This is a genomic window from Flavonifractor sp. An100 (assembly GCF_002161175.1).
Lineage (GTDB): Bacteria > Bacillota > Clostridia > Oscillospirales > Oscillospiraceae > Lawsonibacter.
Genome location: NZ_NFMA01000008.1, coordinates 42,779 through 65,546, shown reverse-complemented (window position 1 = coordinate 65,546; position 22,768 = coordinate 42,779). Strand labels below are relative to the sequence as shown.

General features: G+C 63.2%; 25 protein-coding genes. All 25 read right to left on the bottom strand.

What is annotated here, in order from left to right:
* A complete protein-coding gene (locus B5E43_RS06440; RefSeq protein ID WP_087394765.1) occupies positions 1-327 on the bottom strand; it encodes a hypothetical protein in 327 nt (108 codons plus the stop codon).
* The gene (locus B5E43_RS06435) at positions 327-1,655 is read right to left on the bottom strand and encodes an SH3 domain-containing protein (protein ID WP_087394763.1); all 1,329 of its coding nucleotides are present in this window, start codon (positions 1,653-1,655) and stop codon (positions 327-329) included. Before B5E43_RS06435 ends, B5E43_RS06440 begins: the two co-directional genes overlap by 1 nt.
* Positions 1,652-1,861, bottom strand: coding sequence for a tail protein X (locus tag B5E43_RS06430; RefSeq protein WP_087394762.1), 210 nt, complete (start codon positions 1,859-1,861; stop codon positions 1,652-1,654). The genes B5E43_RS06435 and B5E43_RS06430 overlap by 4 nt, the downstream gene beginning before the upstream one ends.
* Entirely contained in the window at positions 1,858-5,454 is a 3,597-nt protein-coding gene (locus B5E43_RS15475; protein ID WP_242964733.1) for a phage tail tape measure protein, read from the bottom strand. Before B5E43_RS15475 ends, B5E43_RS06430 begins: the two co-directional genes overlap by 4 nt.
* Positions 5,455-5,472: 18 nt before the next feature.
* Complete coding sequence (locus B5E43_RS15075; protein WP_158098982.1) at positions 5,473-5,634, bottom strand: hypothetical protein; 162 nt, start codon at positions 5,632-5,634, stop codon at positions 5,473-5,475.
* 41 nt (positions 5,635-5,675) lie between these two features.
* Positions 5,676-6,140, bottom strand: a complete 465-nt coding sequence (locus B5E43_RS06420) for a phage tail assembly protein (RefSeq protein WP_087394760.1) — start codon at positions 6,138-6,140, stop codon at positions 5,676-5,678.
* Positions 6,141-6,200: 60 nt separating this feature from the next.
* Positions 6,201-6,719, bottom strand: a complete 519-nt coding sequence (locus B5E43_RS06415) for a phage major tail tube protein (protein ID WP_087394759.1) — start codon at positions 6,717-6,719, stop codon at positions 6,201-6,203.
* A 15-nt stretch (positions 6,720-6,734) separates the two neighbouring features.
* On the bottom strand, positions 6,735-8,159 hold the full coding sequence (locus B5E43_RS06410) for a phage tail protein (RefSeq protein ID WP_087394758.1): 1,425 nt from the start codon (positions 8,157-8,159) through the stop codon (positions 6,735-6,737).
* Positions 8,160-8,171: 12 nt separating this feature from the next.
* Positions 8,172-8,522: a hypothetical protein gene (locus tag B5E43_RS06405; RefSeq protein WP_087394756.1), complete on the bottom strand. Its 351-nt coding sequence runs from the start codon at positions 8,520-8,522 to the stop codon at positions 8,172-8,174.
* Positions 8,513-9,004 carry a hypothetical protein gene (locus B5E43_RS06400; protein WP_087394754.1) on the bottom strand — a complete coding sequence of 164 codons (492 nt, stop codon included), beginning with the start codon at positions 9,002-9,004 and terminating at the stop codon, positions 8,513-8,515. The genes B5E43_RS06405 and B5E43_RS06400 overlap by 10 nt, the downstream gene beginning before the upstream one ends.
* A gap of 3 nt (positions 9,005-9,007) precedes the next feature.
* Complete coding sequence (locus tag B5E43_RS06395) at positions 9,008-9,583, bottom strand: phage tail protein (protein WP_087394753.1); 576 nt, start codon at positions 9,581-9,583, stop codon at positions 9,008-9,010.
* The gene (locus B5E43_RS06390) at positions 9,580-9,948 is read right to left on the bottom strand and encodes a hypothetical protein (protein ID WP_087394751.1); all 369 of its coding nucleotides are present in this window, start codon (positions 9,946-9,948) and stop codon (positions 9,580-9,582) included. The genes B5E43_RS06395 and B5E43_RS06390 overlap by 4 nt, the downstream gene beginning before the upstream one ends.
* Positions 9,945-10,289 (bottom strand): Rho termination factor N-terminal domain-containing protein, encoded by a 345-nt coding sequence (locus tag B5E43_RS06385; RefSeq protein ID WP_143382963.1) that lies wholly within the window; start codon positions 10,287-10,289, stop codon positions 9,945-9,947. The genes B5E43_RS06390 and B5E43_RS06385 overlap by 4 nt, the downstream gene beginning before the upstream one ends.
* Positions 10,290-10,445: 156 nt before the next feature.
* Positions 10,446-11,516, bottom strand: a complete 1,071-nt coding sequence (locus B5E43_RS06380; protein ID WP_087394747.1) for a major capsid protein — start codon at positions 11,514-11,516, stop codon at positions 10,446-10,448.
* Positions 11,517-11,531: 15 nt separating this feature from the next.
* Positions 11,532-11,933 carry a head decoration protein gene (locus B5E43_RS06375; RefSeq protein ID WP_087394745.1) on the bottom strand — a complete coding sequence of 134 codons (402 nt, stop codon included), beginning with the start codon at positions 11,931-11,933 and terminating at the stop codon, positions 11,532-11,534.
* A gap of 1 nt (position 11,934) precedes the next feature.
* The gene (locus tag B5E43_RS06370; protein WP_087394743.1) at positions 11,935-13,191 is read right to left on the bottom strand and encodes a head maturation protease, ClpP-related; all 1,257 of its coding nucleotides are present in this window, start codon (positions 13,189-13,191) and stop codon (positions 11,935-11,937) included.
* Positions 13,188-14,831 (bottom strand): phage portal protein, encoded by a 1,644-nt coding sequence (locus B5E43_RS06365; RefSeq protein WP_242964732.1) that lies wholly within the window; start codon positions 14,829-14,831, stop codon positions 13,188-13,190. The genes B5E43_RS06370 and B5E43_RS06365 overlap by 4 nt, the downstream gene beginning before the upstream one ends.
* 128 nt (positions 14,832-14,959) lie before the next feature.
* Positions 14,960-15,217 carry a hypothetical protein gene (locus B5E43_RS06360; protein WP_087394741.1) on the bottom strand — a complete coding sequence of 86 codons (258 nt, stop codon included), beginning with the start codon at positions 15,215-15,217 and terminating at the stop codon, positions 14,960-14,962.
* A gap of 10 nt (positions 15,218-15,227) precedes the next feature.
* Positions 15,228-17,201 (bottom strand): terminase gpA endonuclease subunit, encoded by a 1,974-nt coding sequence (locus B5E43_RS06355; protein WP_087394739.1) that lies wholly within the window; start codon positions 17,199-17,201, stop codon positions 15,228-15,230.
* On the bottom strand, positions 17,191-17,865 hold the full coding sequence (locus tag B5E43_RS15330) for a hypothetical protein (RefSeq protein ID WP_206406949.1): 675 nt from the start codon (positions 17,863-17,865) through the stop codon (positions 17,191-17,193). The genes B5E43_RS06355 and B5E43_RS15330 overlap by 11 nt, the downstream gene beginning before the upstream one ends.
* A gap of 354 nt (positions 17,866-18,219) precedes the next feature.
* Positions 18,220-18,744 (bottom strand): ParB/RepB/Spo0J family partition protein, encoded by a 525-nt coding sequence (locus tag B5E43_RS06345; protein ID WP_087394737.1) that lies wholly within the window; start codon positions 18,742-18,744, stop codon positions 18,220-18,222.
* Positions 18,737-19,891, bottom strand: coding sequence for a phosphoadenosine phosphosulfate reductase family protein (locus B5E43_RS06340; RefSeq protein ID WP_087394735.1), 1,155 nt, complete (start codon positions 19,889-19,891; stop codon positions 18,737-18,739). Before B5E43_RS06340 ends, B5E43_RS06345 begins: the two co-directional genes overlap by 8 nt.
* The gene (locus B5E43_RS06335) at positions 19,882-20,490 is read right to left on the bottom strand and encodes a ParB/Srx family N-terminal domain-containing protein (RefSeq protein ID WP_087394733.1); all 609 of its coding nucleotides are present in this window, start codon (positions 20,488-20,490) and stop codon (positions 19,882-19,884) included. Before B5E43_RS06335 ends, B5E43_RS06340 begins: the two co-directional genes overlap by 10 nt.
* Positions 20,487-21,269: a phosphoadenosine phosphosulfate reductase family protein gene (locus tag B5E43_RS06330; RefSeq protein WP_087394731.1), complete on the bottom strand. Its 783-nt coding sequence runs from the start codon at positions 21,267-21,269 to the stop codon at positions 20,487-20,489. Before B5E43_RS06330 ends, B5E43_RS06335 begins: the two co-directional genes overlap by 4 nt.
* Positions 21,266-22,651 carry a hypothetical protein gene (locus tag B5E43_RS06325; protein ID WP_087394729.1) on the bottom strand — a complete coding sequence of 462 codons (1,386 nt, stop codon included), beginning with the start codon at positions 22,649-22,651 and terminating at the stop codon, positions 21,266-21,268. The genes B5E43_RS06330 and B5E43_RS06325 overlap by 4 nt, the downstream gene beginning before the upstream one ends.
* Positions 22,652-22,768 lie beyond the last annotated feature (117 nt).

Sequence of the window (22,768 nt, the reverse complement as noted above, 5' to 3'; positions counted from 1 at the left end):
TTATATCCCTCCCAGAATAAAGCCGTCTCCGTTGAACACCGGGAGATAGAGCACCAGCACCTGGTCGTTGACCTTCGGCATCCACGGCTTGATAATCAGGTCGTGCTTGTGGCTTGCGAAGGAGGCGTCGCCGGAGCCGCCGGATTCAAATTCCGTCCGCTGCGGGACGTTGTAATCGGGGATGAAGGGCGGCGTAGCCAGCACGCAGAGCCAGCCGGAGGTATGCCCTGTCTCCTTGAGAATGACACGGGCTCTCCGCTTGCCGTTGTCCACGTCGCTGACCGTGCCGATCTGCACCAGGCGGGAAAGGATTTTTTCAGAGTCCATCAATATCCCTCCAGAATGCGACGGAGGACCGTCTGCGTCGTGTAGCCGGAGCTGCCCAGGGAGTGCTTCGACTGCTTGATGATATATTTCCCATCCCACGCGCCCCACCCCTCCAGCGTGGCCGTGACGCCGGCCACCTTGGAGGGGTCCCCGGGGAAGGTGAATGTCGCGGTGCGGGAATACTTGTTATGGAGGCGGAGTTGCTTGGCCGCCAGCGTCTGCGCTTCGGCGATGCTGGCTACCTTGGCCGTCACCTCCAGCTGCTGATTGTTCTTGGAGTCCGCCTTGTAGTCTTCGGCGTAGGCGGTGCCCTCGATGACCCGGCCCGTGGCGGGGTCGGCATAGCGGACGCGGCAGGACGTGTACTTGGTGTCCGCCGTGCCGACAGACAGGTCATACTTGGTGTAGCTCCCGCTGCCCCGCTTCACGGTGAAGGTCGGGTCCTTGGCCTCATAGTCAGCCTGGTCGAACAGCACCAGGATGTTGTTCGTGGCCTTGAGGGAGATCCCGGCGTCGTGGCAAAGCTGGGACAGGAATTTGATGTCGCTCACCTTGTACTGCTCCACCCGCTCATAATAGGGGTCGCTGGCGGATTCGTAGAGACAGGCCATGCCGTTGGCGCCGGCCATTTCCTGGGCGATGCCGGAGAGGGTGTAGGCCTCCCACGCCTTGGTCTTTTCGGTCTGCCGGATCTGCGCGTTGAAGGGCAGCGATGTGGCCTTGATGGTGATGGTGGCCGGCGGCCCGGACGCCTTGATGCTGTCGAGCTCAAATTGCCCGCAGTCCAGAACGGCATCCTTGCCGTCGTTGTTCCAGTTTTCCCGGACGAAGACCGCCTGGATGGCGAGGCCGGTGGTGGCGGAGGCCTCGGAACTCTCTTCCGCCTGGCCCCCGCCGACCTCCTGGATGTACTGGGCGCTGACGTAGGCTGTCTTTCCGCTGTACTGGATAGCGGCCCAGCCGTTGGAGATCCCCGTTACGGAAACCTCCGTGCCATAGGGCAGCGCCCCGAGCTTCCCGTAGCTCGTTCCAGGGCCTGTGCGGACGTTCAGGCCGATAGAGGGCGTCACCTTGTAGGTCTTTGCTTCCGCCTCTCCTGCGCCCTCTGCGGGGGCGGAGGAGGCCGCTGCCTGGATGGCGTCGTTCAGCCACTTCTCCAGCCAAATACTGTCCCTGTCCTGGAGCTTGATTTGCAGGTCGTCCGCCTCGTCCTCCTCGTTGTCGGTGTAGGTCAGCGACAGCAGGTAGGGGCGGATGGATGATGTGATGTCGGTGCCGCCGAAGACGACCTCCGCCGTGGTGCGGCGGGCCTGATTCCGGTCGCTCATCCCGCCACCTGCTTCCAGGGCGGCAGAGAGCTGGACACCGGCTCCACGGCGTCGGGGATCGTGAGGACGATTCCGGCCGGGAAGGTGTAGTACTCCCGGTACTGCTGATTGGCATTCATCAGCTGGTCGGTGTAGTCAACGCTCCCCATCTGCTGGAATGCGATGCTGTCCCACATATCCCCCTGGGTGGTGGTGTACGTTCTCATGTGTAAGCCCTCCTCGCTGCGTCGACGCCGGCCTCCTGCAAGACCTCCAGGATCAGCTCGCGCATATCCTCGTCGTGGGCCGCCAGGATAGCCTCCAGCTCGGCGGCATTGGTGACGCCGGCAAGGTCATACTGGGGCTCGAAGTAGATCACGATGGAGCCGCCCCCGCCGCCCGCTCCGCTCTCCGCGGAGATGGCGTTGCCGGCCTGATAGGAGGCCAGGTACGCCATGAGCTGCGGGGCGATGCCCACGGCCTGGATCTCCTCGGCGGAGAAAGCCTCGACACCGGCGCCGGCCATGCCGGACATAGCCTCGGCCACGTCCGGCTGCAGGGCCTCGGTTTCCTTGATGTAGCCCGCCCAGGTCATGTCGGCCTTTTCCTCCATGACGCGGGAAGGGCTGTGGATCTCCAGCTTGGCGTCGATGGCGTCAATGGCTGCCTGGGCAATCCGTGAGTAGGCGGCCTGCACCTGGGGCAGCATTCCCTCCGCGCCGGACACAAAGCCCTGGATGGTAGCTTTGCCACTCTCCGCAGCTTCCGTGCCGAGATCCATTGCCTCGATATCGGCAGCAAGCTCGGCTTGCAGTTCGTCCATAGTGGCTGTGAAGTCGGTCTTGAGGTCAGCCACACTGCCGGCGGCTGCTTCCTGCTCGGTCTGCAAGGTCTGCCAGTTGGCGACCATCGTCGCCAGCTGCTCGTCGGTGGCTCCTGCCATGCCGGCAATCGCGTTCACGCTTTCTTCGGAGCCGTCGGCAAAGGAGGCGATCATCTCGCTCAGGCCCTCGATGTCGGCGCTGCGCTCGGTCAAGGTCTGCAAATTGGCGTTGTAGTCCTGCCAGTAGGTGATCTGGCTCTCCAGGGCCGAATTGATGGTACCCGCACTCGTTGCAACGACGCCTGCGGCCTCATCCCATAGCTGGTACTGTCCAGATATGCTCTCCAGGGCGGCGTCGTATGCCTCGGTGTAGGCGGTCACAAGAGCGTTGATTTCCTCCTTCACGCCGGTGATGGCGGTCTGCAGCTCCTGTTCCTGGGCGGCTGCTTCGGTGGCGGCGTCTCCGCCCTCCTGGGTGGCGGCGGTAAGGTTTTGTACCGCCTCCTCCGCCAGTGCGATTTCCTCCTCGGCGGCGGCGACCGCTTCCTGGTCCTCCTCGATGGCCTTGGTGTAGGCGTCGATGGTGTCCTGGGCCGTCCAGATTTCGTCGTTGATGTCGTAGATGGAGTCCTGGAGGTCGTAGTATTCCTGGGTCAAGAAGGTCGTGGCATCGGCCCACACGCCGTACTCCTCGCTGTAAGCCTGGGCCTCGGCGTTGGCTTCCTCCATCAACTCGTTCATTCGGTTGAAGGTATCGGTCTGCTTCTTCTCGGCCGCCTCAAGGTCATACTGCGCCTTGGTGAGCCCGATGCTGTTCTCCTCGGCCTCGATCAGCACGGCGGAGTACTGGCTATACAGGGCGGTCAGCTGCTCCTGGTAGGCCTGCTGCATGGCGTTCTGCTTCCATGCCTCAGTATTCGCCCGGAGCGCGGCGGTGCCGCCCTCGATGGTGTCTGTCTCAAGGTCGATGTAGTTGGCGAGGTCAGGCACCACCTGGCAGAGCAGGGCCAGGGTGTTGTGATACTGCCGGTGCTCCTCCTCGGTGCGGACACCGGCGGCTTCCATCTCCTCCAGTTTGGCGATGTAGGTATCTGCCACACCGGCGGCCGCCAGCGTGGAGGAAACCGTATCGTCGTAGGTGGCGTTGGCCTCGTCCATCGCTTCCCGCATTCCCTGGGCCGCCTGGGTCAGCTCGTCCACAGAGGGAACGGCGTCATTGGCGGCGGCGGTGGCAAGGGCGGCGATGGCGGCGGTCACGCCGGCCACGGCCGCAGCTACGCCCATGATGATATTCACACCCGGGATGGCTGCGGTGAGCATGGCGGATGCGGCGGCCGCGACCTTCGCGCCCACGGTGTAGGCGGCCAGGGCCGCGACCACCAGGCCCAGCACCCCCACAAAGGCGGTGATGGCGTTGACCAGGGCCGGATTCTGCTTGATGAACTGGGAAACCGCATTGAGGACCTGGGTGCCCACGGAGTAGGCTTTCTGGAGCGCCGGGGTGTAGGCGTCGCCGATGGCCACCTTCAGGTTCTTGTAGGCGTTCTGCATCATGGTCAGCTGGCTCTGGGTGGTGGCATACCGCTTTGTGGCCTCGTTGACCAGGGCGGTGTTTTCATCCCAGGCGTTGCTGCCGATCTGCAGGGCGTTGGTGAACACGTCGCTGGCGCCGGCCGCACGGAGCAGGGCGTCACGCATACGGATGTCGGACAGGCCCATGTCGTCCAGAACGGCGATTGCGCTGCGTCCCTCGGATTCCATGTTGCCGAGGCCCTGGATAAACTGGATGATGGCCCCGGCCGCGTCCTCTTCAAAGGCCGCGGCAAATTCAGAGGCGGACATACCCGCCACGTCCGCGAACTGCTCCAGCCCGTCGCCGCCCTGCTGGACGGCGAGCGACATATTGGAGATCAGGGTGGAGAATGCGGAGCCGCCGGCCTCGGCCTCGATGCCGACAGAGGACAGGGCGCCGGAGAAAGACATGATCTCCGCCTCAGTCATGCCGACCTGTGCGCCGGCACCGGCGATGCGCATACTCATGTCCACGATCTCTTTTTCCGTCGTCGCCAGGTTGTTGCCCAGGTCAACGATGGTAGCGCCCAGCCGGTCAAAGTCCTCCTGGGACATCCCGGTGATGTTCGCCAGACGGGAGAGGCTGGTGGCCGCTTCGTCCGCGGTCATGTTGGTCGATGTGCCCAGCATGGCCATGATTTCCGTGAAGTCCAGCAGGGACTCCTTGTGGATGCCCAGCTGGCCGGCGGATTCGGCGATGGCCGCCAGCTCCTCGGTCGTCGCGGGGATCTCCGTAGACATTTCCTTGATGGCGTCCGACATGGCGGACAGCTCGTCGTCGGTGAGGTCGGTGGTCTTGGCCACGCCGGTCATCGCCGACTCGAAGTCCATAGACGCCTGGGCGCAGTCCGCGAAGTACTCATAGACCTCTTTCAGAGCGGTGGCGATGCCCGCTGCCACGATCGCCTCATGGACGGCACCGAACGCCTGGCTCGCCTTGTTCCCGAAGGTCTGCGCGCCCTCGGCGACCTCCTCCTGCTCCTTTTTCAGCACGTCGATACGGTTGGTGAGCCGGGCAGAGCTCTGCCCGAGGTCGTCCATGTTGACCCCAGCCTCTTTCAAGGCGTCGCCCATCTCGTCCAGCCTCTCGGTCTGCCGATTCAGGGAGGAGGTGGTCTTGTCAATCTGCTGCTGCTTGGCGAGCAGCTTATTTTGCAGGTCAGCAGAAAATTCCCCTGTCTGCTGGATCTCCTTCTGGATGTTGTCATACTGCTGCTGAAGGAGTTCCAGGCGCTTCCGGGTGTTCTCCACCGCCGTCTGCTGTTTCTGGTAGGCGGTGATGTCCGACTGCGTTTTGGAGAGGGACTGTATCTCTTTCTGCATGGCCGCCAGCTCGTCCTGGGCGGCTTTGAAGGTCTTGCTGTAGCTGCCGCCCAGCTGGGCGTTCAGCTGGAATAGCATCTCATACTCTTTGCGGCTTGCCATGTTGTCCCTCCCTTCGGGTCATCGTCTGCCGCGCCGGATGACGACCGGCCGCGGCGCTTTTTTCGGGCGCTTGGCCCGCTGTTCTTCCACAAGCAGGTTACTGGCCTTGATCCACTTCGTCAGCGAGGACAAGGGGAGCGCGGCCCAGTAGGAAACTGGTGTGTTGTTGTTCTGCGCCATGATGAGGCACTGTTTTCGGAGCCACACCCCGCCGTCACAGGTTACAGCTCCGAGGCCAGCAAAAAAGTTCGCGCCTTCGACCGAATGCGGTTGTAGTCGCCGATGGGCAGCGCCTGGATGACGTCCACGCCGATGCGCCGGCTCTTTCCGTCCGGGGTGGTAAGGGTGGTGGTGCAGGCGCGGGCGGCCATACGGATCAGGTACTGGCCGGAGAAGGTGGGGACGATGACGGGCTTGTTCATGGCCTGAAGCTCGTCCTCGATGGCAAGGCTGTCGTTGCCGGTCAGCCGGTCGAAGTCAAAGGACAGCTCCTCGATGGTGCAGCCCTCAAAGGTAAAGGGCTTCTTGAGCTTGTGGACATAGGCGGAAGTATTCCCCTCCACAGCCTTGGCCGCGGTTTCGGCGGCGGCAAACTCGGCTCCGTTCACGGCAGGGGTGTCGCCGGTCTTCTCCTCGACAGAAAATGCGTCGGCAGGAATGGGGGTCACTTTGGTATCAACGCTCATGGTGCAAACTCCTTTCAAAAATGAGGCCCGGGACGGAGGGCCGCCCCGGGCTTGTGATAGTTACTTTCCGATGGCCTTGCGGACGTCGGCCAGGTAATCGACGCCGTTGACCTCGCAGATGAAGTTCAGCGGGTCGATCTCGCGCACCTTGGCGCCGTCGATGTAGGTCGCCCAGTAGCGGACGGAGTACTCGCCGGAGCCGTTGGTGGGAGCGGCCGGGGCGACCGTACCGCCGGTGTCGGTCTTGGGAACGACCACCAGGACGTGCTTGATGCTCTGCACCTTCACCTCGCCGGCCACGGTGTCCTCGATCTGCTGCGCCATGCGCAGGTCGATGTTATGGCGGCGAGGCTCGGAGAGGCGCACGCTGTGCTCGGTGGTGGTGCGGAAGTTGAGGGTCAGACTCATTACGTCGTAATGGCCCAGAACGGGCACCTCTACGTTGCCGGCGATGCCGGCGCCAGAGAGGGTCTGCACGATGGCGGCCAGGTTGGGCAGGGTCACCCCGGCCATGCCGACATACTCTACGCTGTCCTCATACACCGCAAAATTGATTACGGATTCGTCGAAGTTAGGCATAGTTCAGTCCTCCTTTTACGCCTGGAGCGCACTGGTGACGTAGCTGGTGTCGTACTCCAGGATGAAGTCGATCTCCTGAGCGGGAGAGGGCGGGGTCATGTAGATGTGGATCTTGATGATACCGGCCATGAGGTCGGTCAGCGGATTTTCGCTGTCCACCATCTCCGCCCGGGCACCCAGGAGGTAGCCGGAACCGACCAGACCGTTGAGCCAGATATTGGCGGTGTCCATGATGGTGTCGATCAGACGCCGGTTCATGGGCTTGTCCAGCTTGCTCCAGAAGGTCTGAATCAGGGTGTTGCCGACCCAGCCGAACATCCGGGAAACAGGGATGAAGTAGTCCTTCACGTCGGTGTTAGAGGGATAGCAGGCGGTATAGTTGCCCCAAGCGCACCAGCCGCCCATGAAGTTCAGAGCGGTCACGATGCCGTTGTCGTTGAGGATGTTGGCCTGTGCCAGAGTGAGGTTTACCTCGGTACCGTCCTCCAGCACCATCGCGTCGCACTGGAAGTTCTTGTTGCTGGGAGACTCGTAGGGGCAGCCGCCGTTGCCGGTGTCGACCTGGGCGATCAGACCGGCCAGCTGCGTGCTCATGTGGAACTTGTAGTCACCGAGCTTCAGCATGGGCCAGCAAGTCACCTCGTCCACGTCGACGAAGTTGTTGCCGCTCTTTTCGGTGATGGCGGTGGTGTAGCTGGTAGCCCCGGCGGAACTGGAGTCAATGTCGATCAGCGCCTTGGCCTGGAACATCCCATTGATGCCGCCGGCCTTGGTCGCCATGACAGCGGCCACGACCGAGGACTGGGAGTGGCCCGGGGCGCAGATCAAGTCGGGCACGATGCCCAGGGTAGTAAGACACTGTTCGATGCTCTCCATGCCGGTTGCAACGGCGGTATCGTCCACGGAATCGGGCTTGACCTTGTTGTAGGCCACGTTCACCTGCTCGACGGAGTAGGCCTTGCCGTCGGACAGAACTTCGATGACCAGGAACTCCCCGTCGTAGTAGGTGCTGTAATCGGTGTCCTTGACATAGGCCTCGCCGGCGCCGCCAGCGGGCTTGACGACCAGGTTCTCGTCGTCAATGGCCGCGATGGGGAGCTTGGCCTTGTGGTCGGACACGGCCACGTCAGCAGCGGCCACAGCCTCCTTCATGTCCGCGACGTCAAGGACATTGCACATGATGACGGGCTGGCAGCCGAACAGTTGGAAGTGGGAGTACATGAACTCGCAGAGGGGATAGCTCCCCCAGTCATCCGAGTAGCCCAGCTTCTCCACCGCCTCGGCCCAGCTGGTGCAGAGGACGGGGACGCCAGCCGCAGCGGGAGTCGCCGCGCTCTGCACGGGGGCCGCACCGACGACGAAGGGCACGCCGCTGTCGGCGACAACGGGGGTGCTGACGCTGGTGGCCTGCTCGGAGACATATACGCCATGATTTGCCATAGGTAGTCCTCCTTACTTTCTGCCGGAAGCCAGCTTCTTGTAATTCACATTCAGCAGGTTTCCGGCTGTCTTTACTTTGATGCGATCCACGGGGAGCGTGTCGCTGGTGACAACCAGGGACGCGATCAGGGGGTGACGCTCCAGGGCCGGCGCGAGCTCCTTCAGCACAGCGGCCTTGCCGCCGCGGTAGACCGTGCCGGACTGGATCACCCCCCGGATGCTCGGCCCGAGGTAAACACAAAATCCGGCGGCCTTGCCGTCGGATTTCTTGGTGGTGATCCTTTTCTCTTTGGGCTCCCTGGCCGCAGCCTGCTCGGCGGGGGCGGGGGCCATATCTTCGGGGTCAGTTTTCTTCACAGCCATTGGCGTACCTCTCTTTCCACGCCGGGGACGCGCCAGGTGGTGGTCATTTCTCCGGCATAATATGGGGCGGTGTCGTCGGGGTAGATGAAAGTCTCCAGGCCGGCCTCAAGGTCGAGCTGGAAGCGCCGGCCGATGACGACCTCGCGCAACAGGCGAATCCGCAGACGCTCCATGAGGTTGAGCAGCATAAGACCGCCCTCCTGCTCGTCGTCGTTGTAGACGGCAAAGATGGAGCGCACCACGGCGACGCCGGCCTCCAGTTCCCCGGACGGTTGGGTGTCTTTGCTGGTGATAGCCTGATGGATGATATAGGGGGCCTTTTTCTTTGCGGCGCTGCCGTCCGGCAGGCGCATCAGGTAGACCTCCGCCGCCCGGTACTGCTGCTCCTCGCTTTCGCTTTGGATCTTCACCGGCATGATAAGGTCTTTGACAGCGTCCTCAGTGACGGCTTTCAGCTCCTCCAGGAGCATGACTCGGTCCATAGGCTACCCTCCCCATCCGTTGAGCACCCGCATGATCTCGTGCTCAATGCGGCTCTCGTAGGTTTTCAGAATTTCCTCGTCCATCTTGTCGGTCGTCTCCTCGTGAGCATAGAACGCCTGGACAGCAGAGGGCCCGAACAGCTCCCGGATGGGGAACCGCTCGGGGCCCTCGCGCTCGAACACGCCGGTATGCCCGCCCACATGGGTGATAAAGGCGTTTTCAAGGGTCTGCTGTGCGCTGGAGCGCAGGACCCGGGTATGCACCTTGCCGTCCGCTCCAAACTTGGTATCGAACTTGATAAGGGGGATGACGTTCCCCCGATAGCCGAAGGTGACCTGATAGGAGCTGGCGGAGTCCTTGACGATGGTGTTGATGGTCTTCGTCCGGGACTTCAGCTCCCCCTGGGAGATGGCGTACTCCTCGGAAACGATCTTCATGCCGACGGTAAGGCCATGCCGCGCCGACCGCTTCAAAGCGCTTCCGACGGCGCGGTAAACGCCGTCGGGGACGCCGGCCAGGAGCTTCGATACTCGGTCAAGGCTATCGTCGATTTCATCAATGGTGATGGCGTAGCTCATTCGTCGATCGCCTCCAGTTCCACCCGCAGCATCCCCATCTCACAGACCGAGGAGGCGACGTAGAATTCCCGGAAGAATCCGCCGCCGCCCTCCCGGTTGTTGATCTGGATGCGCATACCCTTCTCGGGCTGATTGCCGCCCAGGTCGGACAGTGCGCAGTGGAGCACGGATGACACGAGGTAGAGCCCCTGGACATGGTCGGACTGGAGCTGGCGTCGCTCCTGCTCCTTCAGGCCGGACAAGACGATGGGAATGTCCTGGTACTCCTCGCCGTCATAGCGGATGGTGCGCTTTTCGGCGAACTCGTCCAGGTTAAGGAAAACGGCGTGGACGTCATCGGTCACCATGTCCTTGAAGCCGCTCATTCCACCGGTCCCTCCGCGCCGAGGCCGGCCGGAGCCCCCTCGTCGTCCTCCTCGCCGGAGATCGCGTCCTCCAGGGGCACGTCGGTGATGGCCGCGATCAGCTGCGCCTTGGTCTTGAGCTTGGCGGTGTCGATGCCCATTTCCTCGGCCAGCTCCTTGAGCTTGGCATTGGTGAGCTCCTTGAGCTGCTCGGGGTCAAGGTGGGCGGTTTCCTCGCCCTCTGCGGGCTCGTCCTGGTCGGGAGTGTCCACGCCCGCCCCCTCGTCGTCCTCGCCCTCTACGGGCGTTGCAACGGCTCCTGTGGTATCTTCCTCGGGGATGTCCTCGAGGACGACGCCCACGCCGAGGGAGGCCAGGCGGGCGGCCTCGGTGTCAGTCACGACGCAGAGGCCGCCGGCGGACACCGGCCGGGGGTGCTTCGCCCCCTCGGGCCGGTAGCCGTACAGACCGTTGGTGATTTTTACACGCTTCATGGTGCTGCTCCTTTCCCGGCCCTATCAGGTGCCGACCACGTTGGCCGCGTACATCCAGGGGGCCTTGCTCCGGGGCGCGGCCAGGGGGCGGGAGGCCAGGCGCAGCTTGCGGGTGTCCTTGTCCTTGTCGACGACGAACTTGGGCACGCGCTGCATGGCGAAGCTGTGGTACTCGTTGTCGTCCTCGATCTGGTCGACACGGCCGTACATCATGTGGCCGCAGTCGGGGGCGGTGACCATCGCGGAGGTCGCGGGGAACAGGCGGATGGTGCCGTCCTTGTCCAGCACAGTCTCGCGCACGGAGAAGATGTCCAGGTCGGTGCCGTCGAAGTTCAGGTTGCCGATCCACACCACGCCGGGGTAACGCACCTGGGGCGCCAGGCGGCCATACTCGGCGCGCCGGTTGTCCAGCAGCTTCAGCGTGTTCTCGTCGCTCTGGATGAAAGCGGCCACTTCGGTGCCCACGACCAGGTCAGTGGCGGGGAGTCCGCGGTCCAGCAGGTCGTTCACCATCGCGGCGACGTCCCCCCTCCAGTCGCCGCCGGACGCGTCCCACTTGTTCGCTACGGTGTACTTGGCGGGGTTGGAGCCGGTGGTGTCGAAGTAGAAGATGTCGTAGGTTTCGCCCACGGTGTCGTTGTCGATGTAGGCGACGATGGTGCAGCCGTTGTTGATCATGGTCTGGACGGCCATCCACTCCTCGCGGCGCTGAATGCGACGATCCAGGTCGGTGAGGTCCTGCATCTGGAGCGCCCGGGCGCGCTCGGCAGGGGTGCTGCCAGCATACAGGGCCTCCCCGAAGCCGCGCTTCTGCAGGTCATCCAGGGTCAGCAGACGGGACGGGGCGGTGAAGGGCGGCTCGAACTCGTGAATCTCGTAGCCGCCGCGGGCCACGGGGATGTCGCCGGCACGGCGCACAACGAAGGGGGCCATAGCCCGGTCGCGGTCGCGGTACTCGACCAGCACCTTGTTGGCGTTGAAGATGTCGGTCGCCGCATTGGTGGGGAAATAGCGGTCGCGGAAGAAGCTCTGGACGGGGACGATCTCCTGGACCATGCCCGCCATGTAGTAGGTGTCAAAAATGTCGAAAGGCATATTCTTGTCCTCCTTTTAGTCCAGGACCTGGGCCAGATAGATGCCGCGCTCACGCAGGGCGTCCTTGTCGGCCTGGGTGATGGTGTACTCCTCGCCCACAGTCAGGGCGTCTTCGTTGAAGCAGCCCATCACATAGACGGCGACGTTGGCATCAGCGTCGGTGCCGATGTCCTCATCATCGCAGAGAATGCAGTCGGGGGTAAGGGTTTCGTTGGAGCTGGCGGTGGTGCCGAGGATTTTCAGCTTGCCGTCGCCGCCGGTGCCGGAGCTGCGGCACAGGACGGTGCCCCGCGGATAGGTGGCGGCTGCGGACAGCTTGGTGATGATGCCGGAGGCCACCTTCACAGGCGGGGTGATACCGGCGATCAGCTTGTCGTACTCCATAGAGCCGACCTTGTCGTTGAGATGCTTCGCCATGTTACTTATCCTCCTTCTTGTTCAGGGCCTTCGCATCGGCGCGACCCTTCGCCATGCGCTGCTCCGGGGTGAGCTCACCGGCGGGCGCGCCCTCGTTGTTGGCGGCTCCGACCTGCTGCGCGCCGGACGCGCCGGTGTCAGCCTCCAGGGCCGTCATGTAGCTCTTGCCGGTCTGGGCGGCTTTCTGAGCCATGCGGTAGGCCAGCTCCTGTGCGGTGCAGGGGTGATCCCCGTACTTGGCCTCCCGGATGCTCTCGGCGTCATAGAGAGATGCCAGGGCGTCGATGTCCTGGATTCTCTGACGCTCGACCTGGGCGGGGTCGGCCCCGCCGTCACCCTCGGCCGCTGCGCTGGGGGCAGGGGTGGCGGCAGCTCTTGCCTCGGCCTCCAGCTGCGCGGTCAGCTCCGGGTACTCCGCCCGGAGCTCCTCAACAGTACTTGCCATAGGTGTACTTCCTCCTTTTCTGCCGGTCTTTGCCGGCGGACTTGTATGTGTCTCAGCCGGGGCCGAGGCCTCGGGATCGACCGTAGGGATATTGTCCGGGGCGAACATCCCAGCCGTGAGGTGGATGGTGCGACCTCGGACGAACAGACGCCGGCCGTCTGCACTGGCGGCGACGTCCAGGGGCTCCGCGTCCTCGATCAGCTCGTCGGCAAAGCCCTTTTCCACCGCCTCGCGCCCCGTCATGTAGGTCGTGTCGGACATCATGTGGGACAGGACGGTTTCGGTCAGGCCTGTCTTCCGCTTGTAGATGGCGACTTGGGCCTTGTCCCAGGCGTCATACTGTCCAGCTGCCTCACGCAGTTCGTCGGCGTTGTAACCGCCCCAGAAGAAGCCCCAGCACTTGTGAATCATAATCAGGCTGGAGGGGTTGACCTTCACCGTGTCGCAGGCGCACATGATAAGGGAGCCGCCGGACATAGCCACACCGTCCACGACGCAGGTGAGCTTCGCTCCGCCCCGCGCCAGCTCCCGGAGCCGGTTGTGGATGGTGTTGGACACGCCAGCATCGCCGCCGTAGCTGTTCATGCGGATGGTGATGTCCTTGCAAGCGGCAATCTGCCCCAGGTCCTCAAGGAACTCGGTTAGGGTAATAAACTGCCCCTCTACGGGATCGCCCCACCAGTCCGTGGGCTGTTGCTCGTAGATGTCGCCGTACATGGTAATCTCTGCGCTCTGGCCGTCGGCGGTAGCCATCGCATAGGCGGCCCGCTTGATGTTCACGACGGGCTGCGTGGTAGGCACTGTTTTGCTCATGCGTTTCCTCCTGTTCCTTTGCCATCGCCGCCGTCGCCATCATCGGCGCCGGAGCTTGGCAGGTTGGTAATCCGCGCGCCGCCCGCCTCCGCGAGCTTCGCGTTTTCTGCTTTCAGCTGCTCCACGTTGGCCTCCCAGTCGCCACCGCCCAGCTCGCGCGTGACCTGCTCGTGGGTCTTGAATCCGTGGTCGACCAGGACAACGGCGGCGTTGGCCTCTTTCAGCGGGTCGAGCTGCCCCTGGACGGGGCCGATCCAGCGCGCACCGCACCAAGCGGCCCGAACCAGAGGATCTTCAAAGAAGCCCGGGGCCTTGATGCGGCCGCGGGCCACCGCCTCCGAAAGCCATACCTCATAGGCCGGCTGGCAGAAGTCGGCCACAAACCAGCTCCGGCGCATCTTGAACTCTTCCCATGCCTCCAGGAGGGCGGCGCGGGAGGCCGAATAGCTGGAGTTAAAGGTCTTCATCAGCACCTCGTAGGGCTCGCCCAGGGCCGCGCCAGTCTGCTGGCAGAAGGTCTTAACGAAAGCATCAAATCCCGTGGTCGGAATGCTGGGATTACCAAACTTGATGTCCTCATTCTCCGCCAAGTGGGAAACCGTGCCGGGGCCCATCTCATACTCGCTGTCGCTCTCGGACAGGTTGTTTTCCACGGGATTTGCTGCGGGGACACCAGCGATGTCACCGGCGCCGACCTCGTTGATGGGAATCTCGGTCTGGCTGGTCTTGGTGATGATCCAGGCCGTGAAGAATGACTGGACAAGAGCGGCCATAAGCGTGCTCTCTGTGTACCGGCGTAGTTGCAGCAGCTGCTCAATCACCGGAGCCAAATAGGTCACGCCCCGGTACTGATCCGGCCGCTCGCTCCCCATGATGTGGAGGATGTTCGGCAAGCCCGTCCTGGGGCCATAGGCCTCCACCCGCGTCCATTTGGTCGGCTCCGTCGTGGTCTGCCAGGGGTAAGTGTTGTGGACGTAGTAGGCGACGACCATGCCGTCGTTGTCCACCTCCACGCCATCAAAGATGCGGTTGCCGTTGGAGGGGTTCTTGCCGTCGGTGATGTGGGCGACGGCTGTACCGCCTCCATACTCGGCAGGGGTGCGTACCCGATCGGCTTCCACAAGGTGGATGCGCAGAGAGTACGGATTTACCGGCGTGGGATTTCTCCGCTTGAACACGGGGAAAACATCTCCACTCTGGAGCCACGCCACAAGCGCCAGCTGCTGCATTCCGTAGAAGTTGTTCATGCCGGTAGCGTCGCAGTTGGCCTTGTTCTTGGCCCACAGGGAAAACTCCGCTTCGGTGCGCCGCTGCCACTCTTTGGCCGCCTCCGGGGATATGCCCAGCACCTCCCGGTCCACGGAGCTCTTGAGGGTCAGGCCGACGCCGACCACCTTCGTCCGATTGGTGTTGATAGCCGATGTCGCCACCGGGGAGGACATATACAGCATCCGTCCCCTCTGGCGGAGGGTAAAGTTGTTCCAGTCGATGTCCTCCCTGGGGGAGCCGCTGCGCGGGGTAAAGCCTTTGAGCGCCCGCCTGGTCATACTGGCGCCGGCCTCGCTGTACCCCTTGGCCTGGGGGCGCGCTGTGTCGGGCAGGAACAGCCCGGTTTTCTTATCGCGGTATATGTCGCCCACCTCCTATGTGTTGCATAAAAAAACGGGCCGCCCGGCGGCGAAAGGAGCTGACAAACTCCGCCGGGCTGCCCGTGGTAAAGCCCTCTCGGGCTTGTACCCATATCATTTTCGTGACCTCACGAAAAAGGTCACCAGTCGCGGGGGATGACGCCGAAGGCCTTGCGGGGCCGCCTGCCGTTCAGCAGGGCGGTCAGCTCGTCGATCTTCTGCTCGGCCTCCTCGATTTCGTCCTTGAGGGTACCGAGGTCGAAGCGGGTGAGCTGCCGGTCGTCGATGGTATAGCTCTTGACGCGGCCGTCCACCAGGGCGGTGTAAGCCGCGGTCAGCTTCTCATAGGCGGAGCGCCAGAAGTTCAGCCGGATTTTCACATCGGTCATGTCTGCCATTGGGCATCACCTACCATTCGTCGTAGTATTTTTTCAGCGCGGAGCCGCGCTTGGTCTGCTTTTTTGGGGGCGGCGGGACCGTTGCAACGCCCGTAGAGGGAGCTTTCCCCCGGGCTGCCTTTAGCCGCCTGTCTATCTCGTCAAGGTTGGCTGGCGTGCATTTGAAGGCCGCCAGAGCGTAGTTGCGGCAGTCCAGGGCCTCGTTGCGCTCGTGGCCGGGTATCTTATCCCACACCCAGGGCTGCTTCTTGGTCGGGTCATATACCAGATGCTCGGAGAGCAGGCCGGTAAAGTAGCCGGGGCCATAGTCGTCCCGCCTCGGGAAGTGGCAGTACTTCGAGCCTGGCTTCTGCACCTTGAGGTTGTCCATGATGATCTGCTTGCCGGAGTCGACACCGATCTGGTACTGCCAGCAGGTGCCGATGGCGACCTGATTGACCACGATCTTCATCTTCTTCGGCGGAGAGGTGTAGGGCCTATCCGCTCCTGGCATACCCTTGATGCAGAACACCTTGCGGGAGATGCGCGCCCGACATTGGAGGCGGACGTCCTGGGTGAAGTGGCCGCCTTCGTCCACGAAGGTCATAGAGCTTCGGAGCCCCAGGCCGTCCTCAAAGCGGAATACCCGGTTGAACACCATCTCGTCCAGCTTGGCCCAGGTGTCCGGGTCATCCGGCCTGCCCATGACGATGCCCTTTTCAATACCCCAGGTTTCCCCAAAGTGGCCGTGCCCGACGACCTCGTACTCCATGCGGTCATCCTGGGTGTCCACGCCGGCGGTGAGCACCAGCACCCCCTCCGGCAGCTCCACGGGGGAGCCGTCCGGCCGGGTGCCGTAATCCTCCCGGCGGGCCATGAGGCTGTCCTCGTCCTCCAGGTCGCCGCGGTCTTCCCACAGCAGGCCGAAGCAGGTGTTGTAGACCACCTGGAGCTTCCGGGTGTTGCCGATAGCCTTGAGGTACTTGAGCACGATGGAGCTCCATGAAGCCCACTGGCTGACAAATGCGTTCAGCCAGAAAGAGCGGACGCCCTGGGCGTATGCGTCGGGGTTGTCAGCCTCCCAGCGCGCAGGCTGGTGCTTCATGGTCATCTCGTCGGAGATGCACCCGCAGCCAGGACAGACGTACCAGACGCGCAGCACCTTGAAGGTCTTGCGGCCAGCCACCACGCTCTCCTCGTGCTCATAGCGGATGTCCTCGAAGTTGATCTCGTGGTACTCGCCGCAGTGGGGGCATTTGCTTTTCCACCGCTCCATCGTTCCCTCGGCGTAGGACGCCTCGATTGCGCTGGCGTTCTTGACGGTGGGGGTGCTGACCTCCAGCGCCTTGGCGTTATAGAACGTGGTCTGTCGGGCCTGGGCCAGTTCCCAGGGGTCGCCCTCGTTGCCGGCGGAGGTCGCCCAGCGGTCGCGCTCGTCCCCCATGATGTAGCGGATGGGCTTGGACGCCAGGGCGTGGGCCTCGGTGGAGCCGCACATCGTCAGTATGCCGCCGGGGTATGTCTTTTGCAGGATGGTGTTTCCGCTGTCGCGGCTTTTGGGGTCTGCCACCTTCTTTTTGAGGGTGGGGCAGTCCCGGATCATCGGAGCGATGCGGAGCTTGGAGTACTCCTTGGCGTCAATGGTCGTGGGATGGACGAACAGGATGGAGCCGGGGTCTTCGTCGATGATATAGCCGATGGTGTTGTTGAGGAACTCCGACTTTCCCACCTGGGACGCCGCCACCATGACGATGCGGTGCACCCGGGGGTCGGTAAAAGCGTCCATCGGCTCCCGGAGGTAAGGGGTGCGGTCGGTGCGCCAGGGGCCGGGCTCGGCGCTGGCCTCGGTGGACAGGCGGCGGTTTTTCTCCGCCCATTCCGTCACGGTCAGGTCGTCCGGCGGTTTCATGCCGGCCAAGACCTTCGTGATGACGGCGTTCAGCCTCTTTACCCGCTCGCGGGCCTCTTTCTCCTCAATGAGCCGGCGCGTTTCCTTATCCGTCATCGGCATCACGCCCGCTGTCGGCTTCCCAGGCCCTCCGCTCCCGGACGCGCTCCTCGTATTTCTTTGGGTCATAGCGGTAGTTGGAGAGCTCCCGCATGGCCTTGTTGACCTCGCGGCGGATGATCTCGGCGGCCTCCGCCGGGGAGTTCGCCGAGGCCACGTCCACGGCCAGGCGGCCGGGCAGGGCCATCATCGCCCCGCGAATGGCGTAGATCAAGTCGGTAGTCATCGCGGCCACGTCCTCGCTCCGGTGCATTTTGCCCTGGAGCTCGTCGGCCTCGGCCTTGGCGATGTTGGCCTTGGCAATCTTCATTGTCACGTCGGCGGCCGCCTTCGCCTTTTCCTGCTTGATTTCCTGCTTGATCTCCTCCTCGGTCTTGGCCGGTCCCGCGCGGGCCTCCAGCATGGAGCAGTAGGCGCGCACAGCCTCGGTGATGTCGAACAGGCTCCCGTGCGGGGTGCTGCGCTTGTGCAGCGTCCCCTGGGCTACCAGCTGTCCGATCCACTGGTTACTCTTCCCGGTCATCGAGCAGATGTCGGCAGTCTTGACGTAGACGGGCGTCCCGGCGCGCAGCACATACACGGCTCCGTCCTCTACGACCACATCCTGCTTCTTTGCCGCCATAGGCCGCGCTCCTTTCCTGTGTCTTGGCCCTCCGCCCAACGCCCGGGGCGTTTCCGCTCCGGGGCCAGGCTATGTGATAGGAGGCGGGCGTCCCACGCCCGGCGGAAGGTCAAGAAGTCGATAATTTCATACAAGATTTCAATTAAAGTTGCCCTTTTCTCGCGCACTAACTAATCGTTTTTTGGGGTCGACGAGCCCGCACCCTTTGGGTAGGGGCCGTCACAGTACCTTGCCGCGCTTTTCGCCGTCGCCCTCAATGCCCGTTTCCAGGGCTTGCAACACCCCTTCACGCCTCGGCATGAGAACGCCCAGGACAGAACACATACGCGGCTCTCACGCCTTGTATGGCCCTGTCCTGGGCTATGCCTGGTGTATGGGGGCATGGGGTATGCCTCAGTACTTGGTCAGCAGCTCTGCTTTGCTGTACCCATGTACGCCTTTCGTCATCATCGAGAGGAAGTCATCGCGCGAGAAATCAGACAGGCGGAATACTTCCTCGGGCCTCATGCCCAGCTGCTTCCCGATTTCCTGCACGCTTTTCCCGTCGGCCAGCAGGCGCTTGACGATGGCCTTCATAGGCTCCAGCAGGTGTGTACCACGGGCGCGGTTGTGGGTGACGGTGCCGTAGATGTCCTCGGTCTGGTCGTCGTGCCGCACGATCACCACGGGCACCTTGCCGCCCAGCTTCGTGTGCAGGGGCTCCTCTCCAGCCACCGTCCAGCGGTGGAAGCCGTCGATGATGGTGTAGTCAGGGCGCACCACGATGGGCAGCGTCCAGCCGTTGGTGAGGATGGACTGCACCAGCAGCTTCAAGTTCTCCCGGTTGACCTTGTTGGGGTTGTAGTCATTGGGCTTGAGCTGGTCGCGGTCCATCCACTGCAGGGAGGACAGAGGGGCGAACAGGTCCACATCAGCCATTCGCTTCACCTCCCTTCCGGAAGGACTTGGCGTAGGCTGCATAGGCGCAGGAAATATCCTGGTAGATCGCCCGCAGGGTGCGGAGCTTGGGGTCGCCGGCCACCAGCCCCTCGTACATCTTCCGGTAGTCCCGGGGGCGGGCCATGCCGTCCATGCGGATAAAGAGCTTGCGGTACTGCTTGGCGACCTCGCGCTTGTGCGGAGTGTTGAAAAAATCGGCGGGGCGCTCGAACAGCATCTCTTTCAGGAGCGCGCGGTAGTCCTTCGTGTCCTTGCCCTCCAGCTCCCGGCGCTTCCGCGTCGTGCGGTGGAACATTTCACTGTCCCAGTAGAGCATGGCAAGGTAGGCGTTGGGCTCACGGCGGAGCACGCGCTCCATCAGAGCAGGATCATACTCCGCAAGATGTACCAGGACGGGGACAGTATCGACGGAGAAGAATTGCGAAACCCGCAGCTGGTTGCGATTGACCCCGACCTGGTACATCTGCAGATAGACCTTGGGGATCTCCACCCGCTCGTTGCGAAGGTAGAGCCACACGTCGGTGGTCTTCCAGTCGTAGATCGGGTAGATGGTGTTGGTGTTGGTGATCCCCTTGCCGCCCACGCCCAGAGCCGCCATGTACTGGAGGCGCTGGACGGATTCGGCCGCCCGGACGCCGGTCATCATAATGCCGTCCCGGGTGACGCGGGGCAGGAAGGATTGATAGTTGTCCACCCTGGACTTGAGCAGCGGGTGGTTGCGGATGGCAAAGGGCGGCGGCTGCCGTACCCAGACATCCCGCTTGCGGCGGTCCCAGCAGACGAATGTCTCGTCGCTGGAGAGCTCGTTGAGGCAGTTGAAATGCTTGACCTCGATGCACCACCACTGGAACTTGGCGCCGGCCAGCAGGAACTTCTTGCGCCAGGCCTTGGTTGTTTCCTCGATGCAGTCGAAGATGGCCTCCTCGTCGATAAAGAGGACAGTCAGCTGGGCCGGGTCGATCTCCCCGGCCTGGATCAGCTTCAAGGTGAGGTCGGCCAGGCACAGGCTGTCCTTTCCGCCCGAGAACGACATATAGACCGGGACGCCGTTGGAGAACACGTTTTTGATGCGCTGGCGGGCGGCGGTCACGATGTCCACGTTGGACGCAACACGCTTCACAGCCATATCCGCTCACCGCATTTCGGGCAGAGGATGAACCGGCGCGCCGGTCCTTCCTCCTGGGGCTGTGTTCCAGCCGCCGGCGGGACATATTCCTCGGCGTTCCTCGCGGCCGCTTCCTCCCGGGCCTCGGTGCGCTCCCGGGCGTCGCGGATCTCCTCGATGCGCTCCTCGTCGATGGTGCCGTGCTCACTGAGGGTATCGGCGGCCTCGTCCGCCTCCATGACCATCGCCCGGAGCAGGTCTTCCTCATAGCCGGGGATGTCCAGGTCGTCCTTCAGCTCCAGGACAAAAGCATCCAGCGCAGACAGGTCATCCACGCCCAGGTCGAACACTCGGTTGTCGGCCAGCATCAGCTTTTTCTTCTGGGCTTCGGTCAGGCCGGTCACGACGTAGCAGTCCGCCTCGGTGCGGCCCATAGAGAGGAGCGTTTCATACAGGCCGTTGCCGGCCAGGATGACGCCGTCCTCGTCCACCACGATAGGGCGGATCTGGCCGAACATCTCAACGGAGCGCCGGAACTCCTTCAGCTGCTTGTCGGTGTGCATTCGGACGTTCCGCTCCGGGCGCCGGAGCTCGGACAGGAGCTTTCTCGTCACGTTCATACCCGCACCCCCTCGAGGAAGGCCCGGGCGCTCCCGATCTTCTCCGCCGCCTCAATGACGATGGAGGGGTCGATGTCGTAGACCTCGCGCCAACCGTTTTCGGGGCTGCCCGTCCACTGCCGGGCGGGCCAGGGGTGCGTACCGCAAAGGTAGCCGTTCTTCCACCCGTAGATGGGCGGGAGCGGGAGCTGGTGGTAATGGATATAGGCCAGGACGTGCTCATGGCTCCAGGCTGCGAGCGGGCTGAAGCGGGTGACGCCCTTGCCGTCGGTGTAGATGTTGGTGCCGCGGCCCACATAGTTCCCGTCCGCACGGCGGCGGCCAAGGATGATAAGGTCAAGGTTGTGAGCCTTGGCGTAAATGCGCTGCGCCCGGTGCTGCACGATGGAAAACCACCGGCCGGCCGCTGCCGAGTTCTGCGGGAACAGCATCTCCGGGTGTCTGGCCAGCCAGTTGAGCCCCTGGTGTGTGTTGATGACCTCGCAGCCCTCCGGCTTGTTGGCCTCGATCCAGGCGGCAAAGGCTGGGTATTCCAGGTCGCACACGCCGATCATGCTGTCGGTCACGCCGGCGGCCTCGCAGAGCCGGCCAAGGACGATGCTGTCCTTGCCGCCGCTCCAGGCATAGGCCGCCTTTTTGCCCGCAGTCTTGGCCTTGATGTCCTCGATGGTCGCGGCCACAAGTTCGCCCAGGGCCGCCTCGGAAACCGCGCTCTCGACGGTTGCAACGGCCTCCAGCCATGCTTCATTGGTGATGCGTTGTTTCCTACCCAGGCTCATGTCCGCACCGCCTTTCTGGAGGCGATGACGGCCACGATGCCGCTGGACAGCACGGTCGTTAGGCTGCCAGCCGTTTTGAGGGCCGGAATACCAGCGATGTTGCCGTATGCAAATATGGGGAGTCCGACACACAGAGCGGTGAGGACACCGGCGAACACGCCGCCGGCCGAGAGCTTCTTCCCCAGCAGCGTCATCACCGTGGGGAGCAGCGTGGAGGCCCGCAGGGTGCCGTAGAACAGGAACAGGTGCGTCACGGTCAGCCCCGGGATGTTGGCAATCAGAATGCTCACCAGTAGCAGGGCCAGCATGACGCGCCGGGAGGCGCGGATGTTGTCGGCCCCCTCGCCGGTCATCCAGTCTGTCGTGAGGGACGCCGCGGCGCAGAGGTTGCTGTCTACCGTGGACAGCAGGCCGGAGATGACCATGAACAGGAAGGGGACCAGCACCCAGGCCGGGAGCAGCGACATGACAAACTCGAAGTTCACCATGCCGGTGTCTGCCGCCTGAAAGCCGGTTCCGGCGGCCAGGAAGCCTATCGTGCCCATAGCAATAGGTACAAGGGCGAACAGCAGAGCCGCGGCGAAGAACGAGCGGCCGATGCGGTCCTCCCGGATGGAGAAGGCCCGCTGCCAAAAGCACTGGTCACCAAATGGGCCAGAGATAAGGCCGACCGCCGTCGGGAGGCCGAAACTCAGCAGCACCTCGACGCCGGAGACCGAGGTCAGAGAGGCGTACTCCCCGCTGACAGAGCCCAGCCCGGCCCGCACTGTCTCCAGGCCACCGGTCAGCCGGAGGCCCAGGGCTACCAGGAGCGCACCGCCCAAGAGGATGATGCCCAGCTGGACGACGTCCGTGGCCACCGACGCCTTGATACCGGAGAAGCGGGAGTAGGAATAGGCGATGGCGGCCAGGGCAAGCGTCATGCTCCAGAAGGGAAGACCTGTGAGGAGGGCCAGCGTCTTCCCGCCGGCGAGCAGCTGCACGGCCGTCGAGAGGACAGCCAGCGCGCCCAGCTGGAAGGAGTAGACGCCCTTGACCTTCGGGGAGCGGTACCGCTCGGCCATGTAGCCGGTGAGGGTGATGCCCTCCGGGTATTGGCGGCGGATCTTCTTGGCAAAGGGAATGAAGATGATGAGGCACAGCACATTCGGCACCAGAAACCAAAACATTCCCGGCACGCCTCTTGTGTAGGCCATTTCCGATGATGTGAACAGGGACGGTGCCCAGATCCAGGTGGCGGCGATGCTCATGGCCGCTACCGTGGCTCCGATGCGCCGGTCTGCCACATGGAAACTCTCTGCGCTGGTCGCCCTGCGGGTGAAGATAAGCGTGACGCCGATCATCAGCAGCGCATAGGCGGCCAGGACAACGATTCCAAACATTTTACTTTTCTCCTTTTTTGGCGTCGCCGCTGCCCACGTTGGCGAACATGAAGCCCGGCGCACGACCGACGCGCAAGGAGTAACGCGGCGGCCTCAACCTCCTTTCCCAAAAGAATG